We start from the raw sequence: 16,557 nt of genomic DNA on the forward strand, positions 1-16,557 counted from the left end.
AATGATAAATAATTGTAAAATAATTTCAAATATTTTAATTGCCAAAGATACTTTTGAAATGGAAATTTCATTCCCGAATACTAAGCGAATAAAACCAGGTCAATTTATTAATATAAAAGTTCCAGGATTTTCTTTAAGAAGACCTATATCAATTTCTTCAGTGGAAGAAAGTAGTATAAAAATTATTTATAAAATACTTGGAAAAGGTACATTAGAGATGTCTAAATTTGAAGCAGGAATGATGATTGATATTCTTGGTCCTTTAGGTAATCCTTTCACGATACATGAAGATGAGGATGAAATTTTAATAATTGGCGGTGGCGTGGGCGTGCCACCTCTATATGAAGTAGCGAAACTTTATAGAGATTTGAATAAAAAAGTTACTGTAGCTTTAGGTTTTAATAATAGTAGCTCAATATTTTTAGAAAAAGCTTTTGAAGAGCTTGGTTGTATAGTGTTTGTTTCAACTATGGACGGTAGTAATGGCTATAAAGGACATGTTATGCAGTTAGTTGAGGAATACAACCTTCATGGATTTGTGTACGCTTGTGGACCTGAAATTATGCTTAAGGAGGTTGAAGGTAAATTCGATAATGGTTATGTATCATATGAATCAAGAATGGCTTGTGGCATAGGAACTTGTATGGGTTGTGTATGCAAGGATAAAAAAGATCCTCAAAAATATTATAGAATCTGCAAAGAAGGTCCTGTGTTTGAGATAGGGGTAGTGGAATGATTGATTTAAGTGTAAAGATAAATGATTTAACATTTAAAAATCCAATTATGCCGGCAAGTGGATGTTTTGGATTTGGTGAAGATTTTTCTGAAATATATGACTTAAATATTTTGGGTGGTATTGCAATAAAAAGTATTACATTAGAACCTAGACTTGGAAATCCTAGACCAAGAGTGGCAGAAACACCAAGTGGTATGCTTAATTCTATAGGACTTCAAAATCCAGGAGTTGAAAAAATCATAGAAGAAAAACTTCCATTCTTGAAACAACTGGATACAAATATCATAGCAAATGTTGCTGGAGCAACAGAAGAAGACTATATTGAAGTAATAAAAAGATTAAATGATTTTGATGTAATTAAAGCATTTGAATTAAATATTTCATGTCCTAATGTAAAACATGGTGGTATTGGTTTAGGGACTAATCCAGAATTAGCATATAATATTACAAAATTAGCTAAGGAAGTTTCAAAAAAACCCGTTTATGTAAAACTTTCTCCAAATGTGACAAATATTGTTGAAATAGCAAAAGCGGTTGAAGAAGCTGGTGCTGATGCAATTGTTATGATAAATACATTATTAGGAATGAAAATCGACGTAAAAAAAGGAAAACCATTAATAGCTAGAAAGCATGCCGGGTTGAGTGGCCCTGCAATTATGCCAATTTCGGTAAGCATGGTATATAAAGTTTATGAAGCAGTTAACATCCCAATCATTGGAGTGGGTGGTATAAGTTGTGTTGATGATGTAATAGAATTTCTGATGGCAGGTGCATCTGCCGTTCAGATTGGAATGCATAATTTTATCAATCCATATATTTGTAAAGAAATTATTGAACAATTACCAAATAGGATTAAAGAACTCGGATACAAATCAATTGAAGAAATAATAGGAGTGGCACATGAATAAAACTATAGTAGCATTAGACTTTACAAATGAAGAAGAAGCGTTATATTTTTTAGATCAATTTGATAAACCTATAAATGTAAAAGTGGGAATGGAACTATTTTATAGTGCCGGACCGCAAATTATTGAAAAAATTAAAGAAAAAGGACATAGTATTTTTCTTGATTTAAAATTACATGACATTCCAAATACTGTAAAATCTGCAATGAGAAATCTAGCTAAATTAGATGTAGATATTGTAAATTTACATTGTGCAGGTGGCAAAGAAATGATGAAAGCTGCAATAGAAGGTTTAGAAGAAGGTAAAATAGGAGATAAAAGACCTCTTTGTATAGGTGTGACCCAATTAACATCAACTTCTAAAGAAATTATGAACAATGATTTATTAATTGAAGGTGAAGTAATTGATGCAGTATTGCACTATGCAAAAAATGCAAAGGACTCAGGTCTAGACGGTGTTGTATGTTCAGTTTTAGAATCAAAAAGAATACATGAAATTTGCGGTGATGAATTTTTAACTGTAACACCAGGCATTAGGTTTTCATCTGATAGTAAAGATGATCAAAAGAGAGTGGCCACACCTTCAATTGCAAAAGAAGAGGGTAGTAGCTACATTGTAGTAGGCAGAAGTATTACTAAGAGTCAAGATCCATATAATACATATTATGAAATTGAAAAGACTATGAGGGGGTAAAATGCGAGACTATAAAAAAGAATATATTAATTTTATGCTTGAAAGTGAAGTATTAAGATTTGGAGATTTCACATTAAAAAGTGGTAGAAAATCACCATTCTTTATGAATGCCGGACTATATAAATCAGGATATCAACTAAAGAAAATTGGAGAATTTTATGCTAAATCAATAAAAGAAAACTTTGGTTTAGATTTTGATGTGATTTTTGGTCCTGCTTATAAAGGTATACCATTATCAGTAGCTACAACCATTGCGCTAAATGAACTTTATGGTAAGGAAGTACAATTTTCTTCGAATAGAAAAGAAATCAAAGATCATGGTGATGTAGGAATTTTTTTAGGGGATAAATTAGATAGAAAACTTAAAGTTTTAATAATTGAAGATGTTACAACCTCAGGGAAATCAATTGAAGAAACATATCCAATCATAACAAGAAACAAAGATGTAGAAGTTATTGGATTAATAGTTTCATTAGATAGAATGGAATATGGTAAAGATAAGTCAAAAACTGCACTACAAGAAGTCTCAGAATTATATAATTTTAAGACTGCATCAATTGTAAATATGAAAGAAGTGGTGGAGTATTTAAAGGAAAATACAGAAGTTTTGACTGAAGATAATCTTAAAAATATTGAAAAATATTATCAAGAGTATGGTGTTAGATAATAAATATATTAATAAAAAACTGTTGCAAAATTTCGGTAATGTAGTTTGCAACAGTTTTTTGTTTCAGATAATTATAACTGTATTGTATTACTTTGATTTTTTAAATCTAAAATAACTATCAATTTCAATAATATAACCGTTATTTGAAGTAACATCATATAGAATTATAGTATCTATTCCCCTTTTGTCATTATTAATATACTTATAAAGATTATTTTTATTATTTAGTATGCTTGAAATATCTTCCGCTAATTTATCTCTATCTATTTTTGTTTCTAATGCGTTACTTTCATCTTCAATTATTTTAACAAATGAAATAATTGGAGTATTCATATATTGTTTGAAATCATCATCTATATTAGTTAAAGTCAAATCGCCATAATCTTTAATTTCGTATATATAAAGTGGGTCGCCTGCAATGCTTGCTTTCTCTAAATATATAGGTTTAGCATCTATTCCTAAGATTTCATATTTATCTTTTATTTTTTCATTACAGGAAACTAATATGAAACTAGTAATTAGTATTGTAATTAATGTTATTAGATATTTTTTAGACTTATTATTTAACAATGTCGTCCTCCTGTATATTAAAAAAAAACGAGAGTTACTTTTCAGCAACTCTCATTTTTTATATTGATTCTAGAATAATTCTGTTATTCTTGTCATTTGAAGTTGTCTGTCTCTTAATGTTTTTTGCGCTGCAGACAATCTTGAGATTGGTACTCTAAATGGAGAACATGAAACGTAGTCTAAACCAATTTCATCACAGAATGCAACTGAAGATGGTTCACCACCGTGTTCACCACAAATACCAAGTTTAATATTTGGTCTTGTACGTTTACCTAGTTTAACGGCATTCTTCATTAATTTACCCACACCTTTTTGGTCAATAACTTGGAATGGATCTTTTTCGAAAATACCATCATCTAAGTATTGTGCAAGGAATTTACCAGCATCGTCTCTTGAGAATCCATAAGTCATTTGTGTTAAGTCGTTTGTACCAAATGAGAAGAATTCAGCAACTTCTGCGATTTCATCAGCTAATAATGTTGCTCTTGGGATTTCAATCATGGTACCAATGTGGTAATCTAACTCTTGTCCATTTTCTTCGCATAATTTATCAATTTCTGCTCTAATTGAAGATGCTACTACTTCTAATTCTTTTGCATCACCTGCAAGAGGAATCATAATTTCTGGTTTAACATCAACACCTTCTTCTTTCATTCTTAAAGCAGCTTTAGTAATAGCTCTAGCTTGCATTTGATAAATTTCTGGGAATGTTATAGCTAATCTTAAACCTCTATGTCCTAACATTGGGTTAACTTCATGAAGATCGTCGATAGCTTTCTTTTGTTCTAAAATTGTTACACCTAATTCTTTAGCCACAATTGCGATATCTTCATCTGTATGTGGTAAGAATTCATGTAGTGGTGGATCTAAAAGACGAATTGTCACGGCTTTTCCATTCATAACTTTGTAAATGTCATAGAAGTCTTCTTCTTGAATTGGTTCAATCTTAGCTAAAGCTTTTTCTCTTTGAGCTAATGTATTTGAAAGAATCATCTCTCTTACTGCGTTAATTCTATCTTCTGCAAAGAACATATGCTCTGTTCTACATAAACCAACACCTTCAGCTCCTAAATCTAATGCTTGTTGTGCATCGTGTGGAGTATCCGCATTTGCTCTAATTTGTAATCTTCTTACTTCGTCAGCCCATGACATTAATGTTGCAAAATTACCTGATAATTCAGGATCATTTGTTGCTACTTCACCTTTATAAACGATACCTGTTGAACCGTCTAATGAAATCATATCATTTTCGCCAAGTACAACATCACCAATTGTAACAGTTTTTTCTTTTTCGTTTACTAAAACTTCATGTGCACCAGCAACACAACATTTACCCATACCACGAGCAACTACGGCAGCGTGAGATGTCATACCACCACGTGATGTTAAGATACCTTTTGCGGAATCCATACCTTGTAAATCTTCTGGTGATGTTTCTGTTCTAACTAAAATTACTGGTTCATTTTTAGCATTTCTCAATGTAGCATCGCCTGCTGAGAATGAAATATATCCTGTTGCAGCCCCTGGAGATGCAGCTAAACCTTTTGTAAGTTTTTCAGCTTTTTCCAGTGCTTTTTCATCAAAAGTAGGGTGTAATAATTGATCTAATTGTGTAGGTTCAATCATTAATAATGCTTCATCTTTTGTTCTTAAACCTTCGTTTACTAATTCTACAGCGATATTTACAGCTGCTTGAGCTGTTCTCTTACCATTTCTTGTTTGTAAGATATAAAGTTTACCATTATCAATTGTAAACTCTAAGTCTTGCATATCTCTGTAGTGATTTTCTAATTTTTGAGCAGTGTCATAGAATTCCTTATAAACTTCAGGCATTTGTTTTTCTAATTCTGAGATATGGCTTGGTGTTCTTATACCAGCAACAACGTCTTCACCTTGTGCGTTAATTAAGTATTCACCATATAATACATTTTCACCTGTTGATGGGTCTCTTGAGAATGCAACCCCTGTACCAGATGTTTCACCATTGTTACCAAATACCATAGATTGAACGTTAACTGCTGTACCTAAGTCATGAGGTATACTGTTTAATCTTCTATATAAAATAGCTCTTTCGTTATTCCAAGAAGCGAATACAGCTGCAACAGCTGCTAATAATTGTTCAATTGGATCTTGTGGGAATTCTTCACCTAATTCTTTTTTATATAATTCTTTATATCTTCTAACAACTTCTTTTAAGTTTTCAGCAGGAATATCTTTATCTAATTCTACTCCAGCTTTTTGTCTTTCATCTGCTAATATTTCTTCGAAATGTTCTGAATCTAATCCTTTTGAAACATCTGAGAACATTTGAATAAATCTTCTATATGAGTCATAAGCAAATCTTGGGTTATTTGTTGATTTAGCTAATCCTTCTACAGATACGTCTGTTAAACCTAAGTTTAACACAGTGTCCATCATACCAGGCATTGATACAACGGCACCAGATCTAACTGAGAATAGTAGCGGATTTTCATTATCCCCAAATTTTTTGCCAAGAACTTCTTCAGTTTTTTTGATATGTTTTTTTATTTCATCAACTAATTCATCCCATAGTTGTTTATCTTCAGCATAGTATCTTATACATGCTTCTGTACTAACTGTAAATCCAAAAGGCACATTGATGCCTAATTTGGTCATTTCAGCAAGGTTTGCACCTTTACCACCAAGAAGGCTTCTCATGTCTTTGTTACCTTCATCAAAACCATAAACATATTTTTTATTATCCATGTTTATTTACCCCTTTCTAGAATCAATAATGTTTTTTATCTTTTCTGATGCTTCTTCAATAGATAAATGAGTAACATCAATTTGTGTACAATTTAATTTCTGAATGACTTTGTGTGAATATTCAAGTTCTACAAGTACTCTTTCTTTAGTAGCATAACCGGAATCAGAGGGGATACCCAATGATTTGATTCTTTCTTTTCGAATTTCTATTAATCTAGCTGGGTCCATTGTAAGAGCAATTATCTTTTCTGGTTCAACATGCAATAGTTCTTTAGGAAGTTCTATTTCAGGAACCAGAGGGACATTTGTCACTTTATATCCCAGATTAGACATATAAATAGATAGAGGAGTTTTCGATGTTCTTGAAACTCCGATTATTATGATGTCAGATTCAAAAATTGACTGTGGATTGGATCCATCATCGTTATTTAGCGTAAATTCAATTGGATTATTCTCTAGAGTTTGCGCCAAAATGTTTGGAATACTACCACCTTTTGATATTTTAGAAAAAATGCTACTTAAGAAGTTGTACACAGAAGCATAAACATCAAAGTATTTGATCTTTAATTTTCTACATTTTTCCTTAGTATATTCAGACATTATCTTATCTTCGAATGCATAATAAATAACTTGATCTGTAGAATAAAAATCAAAATTATATAAATCTTCAATTGTATTAATTGAGTCATAAATTTTTATTTCTTCTTGCATTTCTTGCATGAAATAATTCTTTATTAAAATGTGACCTAATGATTTTGAATTTCTATCTAACAGAATCCAAACTTTTTCATTTTGCATATCGTTCTCCGAAATTAAATTACTATGTTATTATTATACCAAAAAATTTGGAAATGTCTAGAAAATCGGTATTTATTAATGAAAAAATAAAAGGAGAATTTGAAAACAAATTCCCCTAATTTAAACTATACCAAAATGTGAAATAGTTTACAAGTTTAAATCATATTTTTTTAACTATTCTATAAAAATTTTTAAATATTTCAATATTGATTAAATATAAATGTTTAAAAAGCCCCATATAATGATGAGCACTTGACTAGAATCAAGATAATGACTATAATAAAGTAATATAATTTGAAAAAATATGTTTGGAGGAAAGATGAAAAATTTAGAAAAAAATTATAATCCTAAATCATTCGAAGATAGGATTTATAAGGAATGGGAAGACGGCGAATATTTTAAAGCCATAAGAGATAAAAGTAAAGAACCATTCACAATAGTGATGCCTCCACCAAATGTAACTGGTAATTTACATATGGGACACGCGTTAGTTTCAACATTGCAAGATATAGTTATAAGATGGAAGAGAATGTCAGGATATTCTACATTATGGCTTCCAGGTACAGATCATGCAAGTATTGCCACAGAAGCAAAAGTTGTACAAAAAATCAGAAGTGAAGGACATACTAAGGAAGAGTTAGGAAGAGAAAAGTTTTTAGAAGAAGCTTGGGATTGGACAAGAAAATATGGCGGAAATATAAAGAAACAATTGAGAAAGATTGGCGTTTCTGCTGATTGGTCAAGAGAAGCATTCACTTTAGATGAAAATTTATCTGAAGCAGTTGAAGAAGTTTTTGTAAAAATGTACAATGATGGATTGATTTATAAAGGCGAAAAAATTGTAAACTATTGTACAGATTGCAACACTTCAATATCAGACGCTGAAGTAGATCATATAGATGAAAAAGGACATTTATGGTATTTCGACTATCCTTTAAAGGATGGAAGTGGAAAGATGACAATTGCTACATCAAGACCGGAAACTATGCTTGGTGACTTGGCAGTTGCAGTAGATCCTACAGATGAAAGATATACTTCATATGTAGGAAAAACTCTGATTCTACCAATAGTAGGTAGAGAAATACCAATAATTGCGGACGAATATGTAGATAAAGAATTTGGTACAGGTTGTGTAAAAATTACTCCATCGCATGACCCAAACGACTTTGAAGTTGGTGAGAGACATAATTTAGGTCAATGTATAGTAATAGAAAATGATGCAACCATTTCAGAAGGTTATGGAGAATACTCCGGACTAAATAGATTTGAAGCTAGAGAAAAAATTGTAAAAGAAATGGATGATTTAGGTCTTTTAGTTAAGATAGAAGACATCGAACACGCTGTTGGTCACTGTTCAAGATGTGGTACAGTAATAGAACCTCTTGTTTCAAAACAATGGTTTGTTGCTATGGAAACTCTAAAGAAACCTGCTTTAGAAGCATACAAAAATGGTGAATTAAAAATCATTCCAGAAAGATTTGGAAAAATTTATGTAAACTGGTTAGAAAATTTAAGAGATTGGAACATATCTAGACAACTTTGGTGGGGACACAGAATCCCTGTTTACTACACTGAAGACGGAGAGATAATAGTTTCAAAAACTAAACCAGATGAATCAGTTTACGGTCCTGTAACAAGGGATGAAGCTACTTTAGATACTTGGTTCTCATCTGCATTGTGGCCATTTTCAACATTAGGTTGGCCAAATGAAGCTGCTGAAGACTATAAATACTTCTTCCCAACAAATACTTTAATTACAGGATATGACATAATAATGTTCTGGGTTATAAGGATGATATTCTCATCTTTATATAATACAGGAAAATTACCATTCAAGACTGTTTACCTAAATGGTATTGTAAGAGATGCCCAAGGTAGAAAGATGTCTAAATCTTTAGATAATGGTATAGATCCACTTGATGAAATAGAAAAATATGGTGCAGATGCTTTAAGATTTAACTTAGTTTCTGGAAATAGCCCAGGAAATGATATGAGATATATCGATACAGAAGTTAAAGATAAAAGAAACTTTGCAAATAAATTATGGAATGCATCAAGATATATCTTTATGAATCTAGAAGATGACAAAGAATATATACTTGATAGAAATAGCTTAACAATTGAAGATAAATGGATTATTTCAAGAATTAATACGTTATCAAAGGATGTTGACAGATTACTTAATCAATATGAAATAGGAATAGTTGCTAAAAACTTATATGAATTCATTTGGTTCGAATTTTGTGACTGGTACATCGAATTTACTAAAACAAGATTACAAAATGAAGGTAAGGAAAAAGACAATGTTTTAGCAGTATTGCTATATTCTTTAGATAAGATATTAAGATTATTGCATCCATATATGCCATTTATTACTGAAGAAATATATTCATTTTTACCAAACATAAAAACAGAAGAAAAAATAATAAATGCGAAATATCCAATATATGAAGAAGAAAATAATTATGAATGGGAAGAAAAAGCAATCAGCAAATTAATTGATGCTATTACTTCTATTAGAGCTCAAAAATCTGAGCTTAATGTGCCACACAAAAACAAGTCAAAATTATTTGTATTTACTGAATCAGATATGACCTCAGATATTTTCACTAGATTATCAGAAAATCTTGTTTCATTAGCTTCATTAAGTGAAGTGGAAGTAATCAGAGAAGATAGAGATTTAGAAAATGTAGCTACAATTATTAAAGATGACTACAAACTTTACCTATCTTTAGAAGGTTTAATTGATAACGAAAAAGAATTGAAGAGACTAAATGGTGAAAAGAAAAAAATAATATCTGAAATTGAAAGAGCAAAAGGAAAACTTTCAAATGAAAAATTCACTTCAAAAGCTCCTGAAAAATTAGTAAATGAAGAAAAAGCGAAAGTTGAGAAATATTCAAAAATGCTAGCAGAAGTTGAAAAGAGCATTTCTGAAATAGAAAGTAAGATTTAATATGGATATTTGGACAATTACACTATTTATAATTTTGTTAATAGTACTGACAACTATGCAAATTACATTAAATAAAATACTAGATACACTTGACAAAATTAATAGTAAACTAAATTTTACCAATAGAGGAGACCGAGACAATGGATAGAAAAAAGGTTGTATTATTTGAAGCAGAGAAGATTAAAGAAGTAGTAAAAAGAATGGGTGAAGAAATCACAGCAGCATATGGCAATGAGCCAATTGTTGCGATTTCTTTACTAAGAGGAAGTTTTGTTTTTGCCGCAGACCTAGTGAGAGAAATCAAAGTACCAACAGTTATTGACTTTATGACAACAACAAGTTATGGTGACAACTTTGAAACTTCAGGTAGAGTGGATATTGTGCATGATGTAAGATATAATCTTGAAGATAAAAATGTGCTTATCATTGATGATATTTGTGATTCAGGTATTACATTAAACGCGATAGTTAATCATGTTAAAACATTCAATCCTAAATCAGTTAAAACTGCAGTTTTCTTAGATAAGCCAGAAAGAAGACGTGTAGATATTTATCCTGATTTTGTTGGAGAACCAATTGATGATTTATTTGTAGTGGGATATGGATTAAACTATGGTGACTATTATAGAAATTGTCCATACATCTTTGCATTCGTAGAAAACGACTCAAAAGAATAAAATGTACAATAGATTTTCAGATTTTTACGATCAATTAGTTTTTGATATCAATTATAAAAAATATTCAAAAAATATAATTGATTTATTAAAAAAACATAAAATTACAGACGGTCAACTCCTTGAAATTGGGTGTGGCACTGGTAACCTAACACAGCAATTGGCAAAAAATGAAAACTTCAGCATTTTAGCCTTTGATAATTCTATAGACATGTTAAATCATGCATTCACCAAGTTGATAGATTTCGACAATGTTAATCTAATAATGCAAGATATGTATAAATTTAACTATAAAGATTATCAATTTGATGCTGTCATCACATTACTAGATGTGATAAATTACATTACAGATAAAGACAAATTAATAACTTTATTTTCAAACATTTATACCTCACTAAAAGACGGTGGAATATTTATCTTCGACCTAAATTCCCGATATAAATTAATAGATGTCTTAGGTAACAACCACTTCATTTACGAAAAAAACGACATCTTCTATACGTGGGAAAATCAATTAGAAGACAATCTAGTATATTTTAACTTAAACTTTTTCATTAAAAATGAAAACAGTAACTCCTATGAGAGATTTACAGAAGAACAAGTAGAAAGATATTATTCAATAGAAGAAATAATCGAAATTTTACAATCAATAGGATTCTCGGAAATAGATTATTTTGATGAAGATGGCGGAAAATTTACAGAAAACAAAACTCAAAGGATATTGTTTTCAGCAAAAAAATAATTTGAATATAAATATTCCTTGTGCTATTATTAAAACATAGCAAAAATAAATTGCTATAGAATTATGGAGGACAAAATGGTAAAAGGAACAGTTAAATGGTTCAACGCAACAAAAGGTTATGGATTCCTTTCTACTGAAGATGGTCAAGATGTATTTGTACACTTTTCTGCTTTAGAAGATAATGGCGAATTTAGAACTTTAGACGAAGGTCAAGCAGTTGAGTTCGAAATCGTTGAAGGCGAAAAAGGCCCTCAAGCTTCTAATGTAGTAAAATTATAATATAGTTGTATTAATTGGAAGTAAACCCCCTCATTTTCGAGGGGGTATTTTTTATGACCTAACTTTGTCGCTCAGGCGATGCTTTGCATCGTCTGAAGACAAAAGTAGGTCAAACGCAAAGTTACACTGCGATTAAGCGACCGAATAGGGAGCTTAGAGCAGATGTAGCACGTGAAATGACCTAGCCAGGCGATGCTTTGCATCGTCTGAAGACAAAAGTACTTGCCGACGAGTCTATCTAATTGAAGCTCCTAAAGTCGCTTCTCTTAGAGATTCTTGGCATGAGACCTACTTTATACTTCAATTACTGCTTGGTATTTTATACCATGCAGCAATTGAGCGCATAAGTTAGGGCTTCAAAACGCAAGGCTACACTGCAATCATGACTGGACTTTATCGCTCATTGATTATTCTAATCGATGAAGATAAAAGTCAGTCAGATACAGCGATACTTGATGAGAAGCGACCGAATAGGAAGCTTCGAATCAAAGTTGAGTTGTGAAAAGCGACCGAATAAGGGAGCTTAGATTTCCATTACCATAATATATACACATTTTCGACATTTATTAAATATATGTATAAAGTCAAAAATAATTTATACATATTTGTAAAAAAATAAAATTTATGTATAAAATTTTCTCTAAATATATACACATTCAGCACGTTTTAATTAAGATGTGTATAAATTTAAAAAAAGTATTATACACATTTCGATAAAACAATATGATATATGTATAAAATCCTGAAATAATATATACATTAATTTCTAAAAAAAGGGGAATATGTATAAGCGTTTTAAAATTTTATACATATATTATAAAAGCATTAATTTTATGTATAAGGAATAGCTTAAATTGGTGAAATTATGATTATACTTCAACACATTTCAACAAATAAACTCGAGGTATGTTGTCTCACAAAAAAAACTTCAACACATTCTGCTATATAACAAGAAGTGTGTTGTCTTTTTTATAATGAAATAATGAATCCCAATTAATACCCACATACATACGAGCAACTATAATCTGACTAGAAACACATTCTCACATACTAAACTAACAAACATATAAAGCATAAACATTCCAATGAAAGTTGGAAATCATGAAAGATAAATGGATAGATTTTGCGATTAAGATTCAAAGTATTGCACAGGCGGGATTAGCTTATGGCAAAGATAAATATGATATTGAACGATATCAGGAATTAAGAGAAATTGCAGCAGAAATGATGTCTTTAAAGTCTGACATTTCTGTGGAAAAAGTGAAAGATTTATTTTGTAATGAATCGGGATATCAGACTCCTAAATTAGATACAAGAGAGGCGGTATTTATAGATGGAAAGATTCTTTTGGTTCATGAAAATAATGGTACATGGGCTCTACCTGGGGGTTGGTGTGATGTTGATCAATCTGTTAGTTCAAATATTGAGAAGGAAGTATTTGAAGAGTCAGGATTAAATGTCAAATCTAAAAGGGTTATTGCAGTACAGGATTGGAGAAAGCATAATGTTCAAAATCATGCTTATGGAATAATAAAGATTTTTATGCTTTGTGAGTTTATAGGTGGAGATTTTAAGGAAAATATTGAGACTACTGAGATAGGGTTATTTACTAGACATGATATACCTGATAATCTTGCATTAGAAAAGACAACTAAAGATCAAATTTTAATGTGTTTCGACTTTATTCAAAATGATATTCGAGAGGCTCTTTTTGATTAGATAGATTTGTATTTGTTGTAATATGGTGTACGGCTTCTATTAGCATTTTTACATTATCTGTTTTACTATTTTACATAGATTCGGTATAATTATCATAGTTATTAATAAGGGGTAAATTATGGAAAATTATGTTATTAGATCGATTGATAAGAAACAAAATGTAAGAATTTTTATTGCGGATACGACACAACTTGTACAAGAAATTAGAGAGATACATGAGAGTTCTGCTACTGGAACTGCTGCGTTAGGAAGATTGGCGACTATTGCTGCTATTATGGGCATTACGTCTAAAAACGATGATGAGAAGTTAACTATTAAATTTGATGGGAATGGAATCGGTGGTAAACTTACCTCTGTTTCAAATGCTAAAGGGGAAGTGAAGATTGCTGCATCTAATCCTCAAGCGGATGCACCATCAAAATTTCCAGGAAAGTTGGATGTAGGTGCTTTTGTAGGTAGAAGCGGAAACATTGCGATTATTAGAGATTATGGACTTAAGACTCCTTATACAGGAATGTCTGATATTGTGACAGGGGAGATTGCTGAAGATATCGCAAATTACTTTTTCTACTCTGAACAAACTCCTACAATTGTATCTTTAGGAGTTTTAGTAGATACTGACTTGTCTGTCAGAGCTGCGGGTGGGATATTTGTACAAGTATTACCAGGAATAAGCGAAGAAGACTTAACTAAATTGGGAAATATTGCCAAAAATTTAGAGCCTTGTTCAAAAATGATAGATGAAGGACTTACTCCAGAAGATATATTAAATAAATATTTTGGTGAGCTTGAACCAGAAATATTAGAAAAGCAAGAGTTAAAATATAAATGTGATTGCTCAAGAGAGAGGATAGAAGCAGCATTAATATCTATTGGAAAAAAAGATTTGCAAACAATTATTGATGAAGATGGACAAGCGGAAGTTGTTTGTGAGTTTTGTAATACTAGATATTTATTTGATAAAGATGATTTAACTAAGTTAATTCAAGAAAGCAGATAATATATGAGTAATTATATTTTATATATTGAAGTGTTGGGGACGGTGGCATTTGCACTTTCCGGTGCTATGGAAGGAATGAAGAAGAATCTCGACATATTAGGAGTTTTAATTTTAGGTGTTGTTACAGCCACAGGTGGTGGGGTTATAAGAGATTTAACAATTGGAATAAATCCTCCCTTAACCTTTAGATCTGGAACAAATATTTATATATCTTTAATTACTTCAGCAACAATTTTTATATTGAGCTTTTTTAATGAGAATGTTAATAAGAGGACTGTAAATAAAATATTTGAAAGAGCATTGATTTATTCAGATGCAATTGGGCTAGGAGTGTTTACCATTACCGGAATGCAAATTGCATATCATATAAACAATAATCATAGCCTGATATTATATATATTTGTGGGCTTAATAAGTGGAGTAGGAGGAGGGATTATTAGAGATTTGCTAATCGATAGCGTGCCCTATATTTTAAACAAACATGTTTATGCTTCTGCTTCAATTGTGGGTGGATTATTTTTCCATTTATTTAAAAAGGTAAATATTATTCCCGAACAAATCAGCATTCCATTGTGCATAGTCATTATTATCGCGATTAGAATAGTGGCATATCACAAAAAATGGAATCTTCCAAAAGCTACAGTTATTATAGAATAAAAAAATCCCAGAAGTTACCAAACTAACTTTCTGGGATTTGTTTTTAAACGAATATCTCTAATCGTGTAAGATACCTATTTTATTTAATAAAGCCATAAATCCACTTAAAACTACTGCGACTACAGATGCTAAAACCATTCCGCTTAATTGTATTGAACCAAATTGCATTTTTAATCCTGATAAACCTGTAATAAAGATTACAGAAGTTAAAATTAAGTTTACATTTTTACTATAGTCTACTTGTTTATCAACTAATAGTCTTATACCAGATGTACCAATCATTCCATATAGAAGGAATGTTACACCACCAATTACGTTTCCTGGTATGGTTTGAATGAATGCTGCAAGTGGTCCGAAAAATGCCATTATAATGGAAAATACTGCCGCTCCAGCAATAACTTGTACTGAATACACTCCAGTAATTGCCATAACTCCAATATTTTCTCCATAAGTTGTAGTTGGCACACCACCCACTAAACCAGAAAGTGCAGAAGAAAAGTTATCTGCAAAAATAGATCTGTGTAGACCAGGTTCTTTAATTAAATCCTTACCAACAATATTTGATGTTACAACTTGGTGAGAAATGTGTTCAGATGTAATTACCAAAATAACTGGCAACATTGCAATCATTGCTTCCCAAGAAAACTTAGGTGCTTGGAATAAAGGCATTGTAAATAATTTTGCATTTGTAACCGGTGTAAAATCAACCATATTAAACATTATTGAAACAATATATCCAACAACAATTGCGATCAGGATTGGAATGGTTGACAAGAATCCCTTAAACGAAACTGAACCAATAACTGCGGTTAATAAAGTAATTAAAAATACAATCCAGTCTGCAGTTTGAGAAGTTTCAGTCATCAAATTAGCTCCAATGCTTCCTCCAGTAACCGTATTTGTTGCAAGCTCAAAACCAATTAAAGCAACTACAGCTCCCATTGCAGCAGGTGGAAGTACAACATCTATCCACTTTGTACCAAACTTATAAATAATAAATGCTAATAAACACCCAAGCAGACCGACAAAAATAAAAGCACCTTGAGCATATTGAAATCCTTGATTTGCTATAATAGCAGTACCTGGTGCTAAAAATGCAAAACTAGAACCCAAATAAGCGGGTGCTTTTCCTTTAGTAATAAAAATAAAAAGTAATGTACCAATACCATTCATAAATAAAACAATACCTGGATTAATTCCAAAAATAATAGGAACTAAAATAGAGGCACCAAACATAGCAAAAGTATGTTGTAAAGATAATGGTAATAATAAATTAACTGGCAATTTATCCTCAATTTGGTAAATACGTTTTTGTTCTTTCATAATTCCTCCTAAAAAAATTTATCTTATTTAATATAAGGCTTTTAGAAAAAAAAGTCAAGAAAATGGAGGAGAAATTTTTGGATTTAAAGTTAAATTATTTTAATATATTC

At 31.0% G+C, this 16,557-nt stretch carries 15 protein-coding genes; 11 read left to right on the top strand and 4 right to left on the bottom strand.

Features of this window, described 5'->3' with window-relative positions; all coding sequences use genetic code 11:
* Position 1: 1 nt before the first annotated feature.
* The 4 genes from HMPREF9709_RS02815 to pyrE are packed head-to-tail and all read left to right on the top strand — an operon-like array spanning position 2 to position 3,002.
* A complete protein-coding gene (locus tag HMPREF9709_RS02815) occupies positions 2-736 on the top strand; it encodes a dihydroorotate dehydrogenase electron transfer subunit (protein WP_005397750.1) in 735 nt (244 codons plus the stop codon).
* Positions 733-1,644 carry a dihydroorotate dehydrogenase gene (locus tag HMPREF9709_RS02820; RefSeq protein ID WP_005397751.1) on the top strand — a complete coding sequence of 304 codons (912 nt, stop codon included), beginning with the start codon at positions 733-735 and terminating at the stop codon, positions 1,642-1,644. Before HMPREF9709_RS02815 ends, HMPREF9709_RS02820 begins: the two co-directional genes overlap by 4 nt.
* The gene (gene pyrF / locus HMPREF9709_RS02825) at positions 1,637-2,335 is read left to right on the top strand and encodes an orotidine-5'-phosphate decarboxylase (RefSeq protein WP_005397752.1); all 699 of its coding nucleotides are present in this window, start codon (positions 1,637-1,639) and stop codon (positions 2,333-2,335) included. Before HMPREF9709_RS02820 ends, pyrF begins: the two co-directional genes overlap by 8 nt.
* 1 nt (position 2,336) lies before the next feature.
* Complete coding sequence (pyrE, locus tag HMPREF9709_RS02830; RefSeq protein ID WP_005397754.1) at positions 2,337-3,002, top strand: orotate phosphoribosyltransferase; 666 nt, start codon at positions 2,337-2,339, stop codon at positions 3,000-3,002.
* An 87-nt stretch (positions 3,003-3,089) separates the two neighbouring features.
* On the opposite strand, the gene HMPREF9709_RS02835 is transcribed toward pyrE, so the two are convergent.
* The 3 genes from HMPREF9709_RS02835 to HMPREF9709_RS09510 form a co-directional block, all read right to left on the bottom strand.
* Positions 3,090-3,572, bottom strand: coding sequence for a hypothetical protein (locus HMPREF9709_RS02835; RefSeq protein WP_005397756.1), 483 nt, complete (start codon positions 3,570-3,572; stop codon positions 3,090-3,092).
* Positions 3,573-3,641: 69 nt separating this feature from the next.
* On the bottom strand, positions 3,642-6,299 hold the full coding sequence (gene ppdK / locus HMPREF9709_RS02840) for a pyruvate, phosphate dikinase (protein WP_005397758.1): 2,658 nt from the start codon (positions 6,297-6,299) through the stop codon (positions 3,642-3,644).
* A 6-nt stretch (positions 6,300-6,305) separates the two neighbouring features.
* Positions 6,306-7,097 carry a kinase/pyrophosphorylase gene (locus HMPREF9709_RS09510; RefSeq protein WP_005397759.1) on the bottom strand — a complete coding sequence of 264 codons (792 nt, stop codon included), beginning with the start codon at positions 7,095-7,097 and terminating at the stop codon, positions 6,306-6,308.
* A 319-nt stretch (positions 7,098-7,416) separates the two neighbouring features.
* On the opposite strand from HMPREF9709_RS09510, the gene HMPREF9709_RS02850 reads away from it, so the two are divergent.
* The 7 genes from HMPREF9709_RS02850 to HMPREF9709_RS02880 all read left to right on the top strand — a co-directional run bounded on the left by HMPREF9709_RS02850 (position 7,417) and on the right by HMPREF9709_RS02880 (position 15,124).
* Positions 7,417-10,053, top strand: a complete 2,637-nt coding sequence (locus HMPREF9709_RS02850) for a valine--tRNA ligase (RefSeq protein WP_005397761.1) — start codon at positions 7,417-7,419, stop codon at positions 10,051-10,053.
* Positions 10,054-10,193: 140 nt separating this feature from the next.
* Positions 10,194-10,730, top strand: coding sequence for a hypoxanthine phosphoribosyltransferase (hpt, locus tag HMPREF9709_RS02855; RefSeq protein ID WP_005397763.1), 537 nt, complete (start codon positions 10,194-10,196; stop codon positions 10,728-10,730).
* 1 nt (position 10,731) lies between these two features.
* Positions 10,732-11,469, top strand: coding sequence for a class I SAM-dependent DNA methyltransferase (locus HMPREF9709_RS02860; RefSeq protein ID WP_005397764.1), 738 nt, complete (start codon positions 10,732-10,734; stop codon positions 11,467-11,469).
* A gap of 75 nt (positions 11,470-11,544) precedes the next feature.
* The gene (locus tag HMPREF9709_RS02865) at positions 11,545-11,748 is read left to right on the top strand and encodes a cold-shock protein (protein WP_005397766.1); all 204 of its coding nucleotides are present in this window, start codon (positions 11,545-11,547) and stop codon (positions 11,746-11,748) included.
* A 1,101-nt stretch (positions 11,749-12,849) separates the two neighbouring features.
* Positions 12,850-13,467: an NUDIX hydrolase gene (locus HMPREF9709_RS02870; RefSeq protein ID WP_005397768.1), complete on the top strand. Its 618-nt coding sequence runs from the start codon at positions 12,850-12,852 to the stop codon at positions 13,465-13,467.
* A 118-nt stretch (positions 13,468-13,585) separates the two neighbouring features.
* Complete coding sequence (hslO, locus tag HMPREF9709_RS02875) at positions 13,586-14,467, top strand: Hsp33 family molecular chaperone HslO (RefSeq protein ID WP_005397770.1); 882 nt, start codon at positions 13,586-13,588, stop codon at positions 14,465-14,467.
* A gap of 3 nt (positions 14,468-14,470) precedes the next feature.
* Positions 14,471-15,124, top strand: coding sequence for a trimeric intracellular cation channel family protein (locus tag HMPREF9709_RS02880; protein WP_005397772.1), 654 nt, complete (start codon positions 14,471-14,473; stop codon positions 15,122-15,124).
* A 57-nt stretch (positions 15,125-15,181) separates the two neighbouring features.
* On the opposite strand, the gene uraA is transcribed toward HMPREF9709_RS02880, so the two are convergent.
* Positions 15,182-16,447, bottom strand: a complete 1,266-nt coding sequence (gene uraA, locus HMPREF9709_RS02885; protein WP_005397774.1) for a uracil permease — start codon at positions 16,445-16,447, stop codon at positions 15,182-15,184.
* Between the last annotated feature and the right edge of the window lie 110 nt (positions 16,448-16,557).

Source organism: Helcococcus kunzii ATCC 51366, assembly GCF_000245755.1.
GTDB lineage: Bacteria > Bacillota > Clostridia > Tissierellales > Peptoniphilaceae > Helcococcus > Helcococcus kunzii.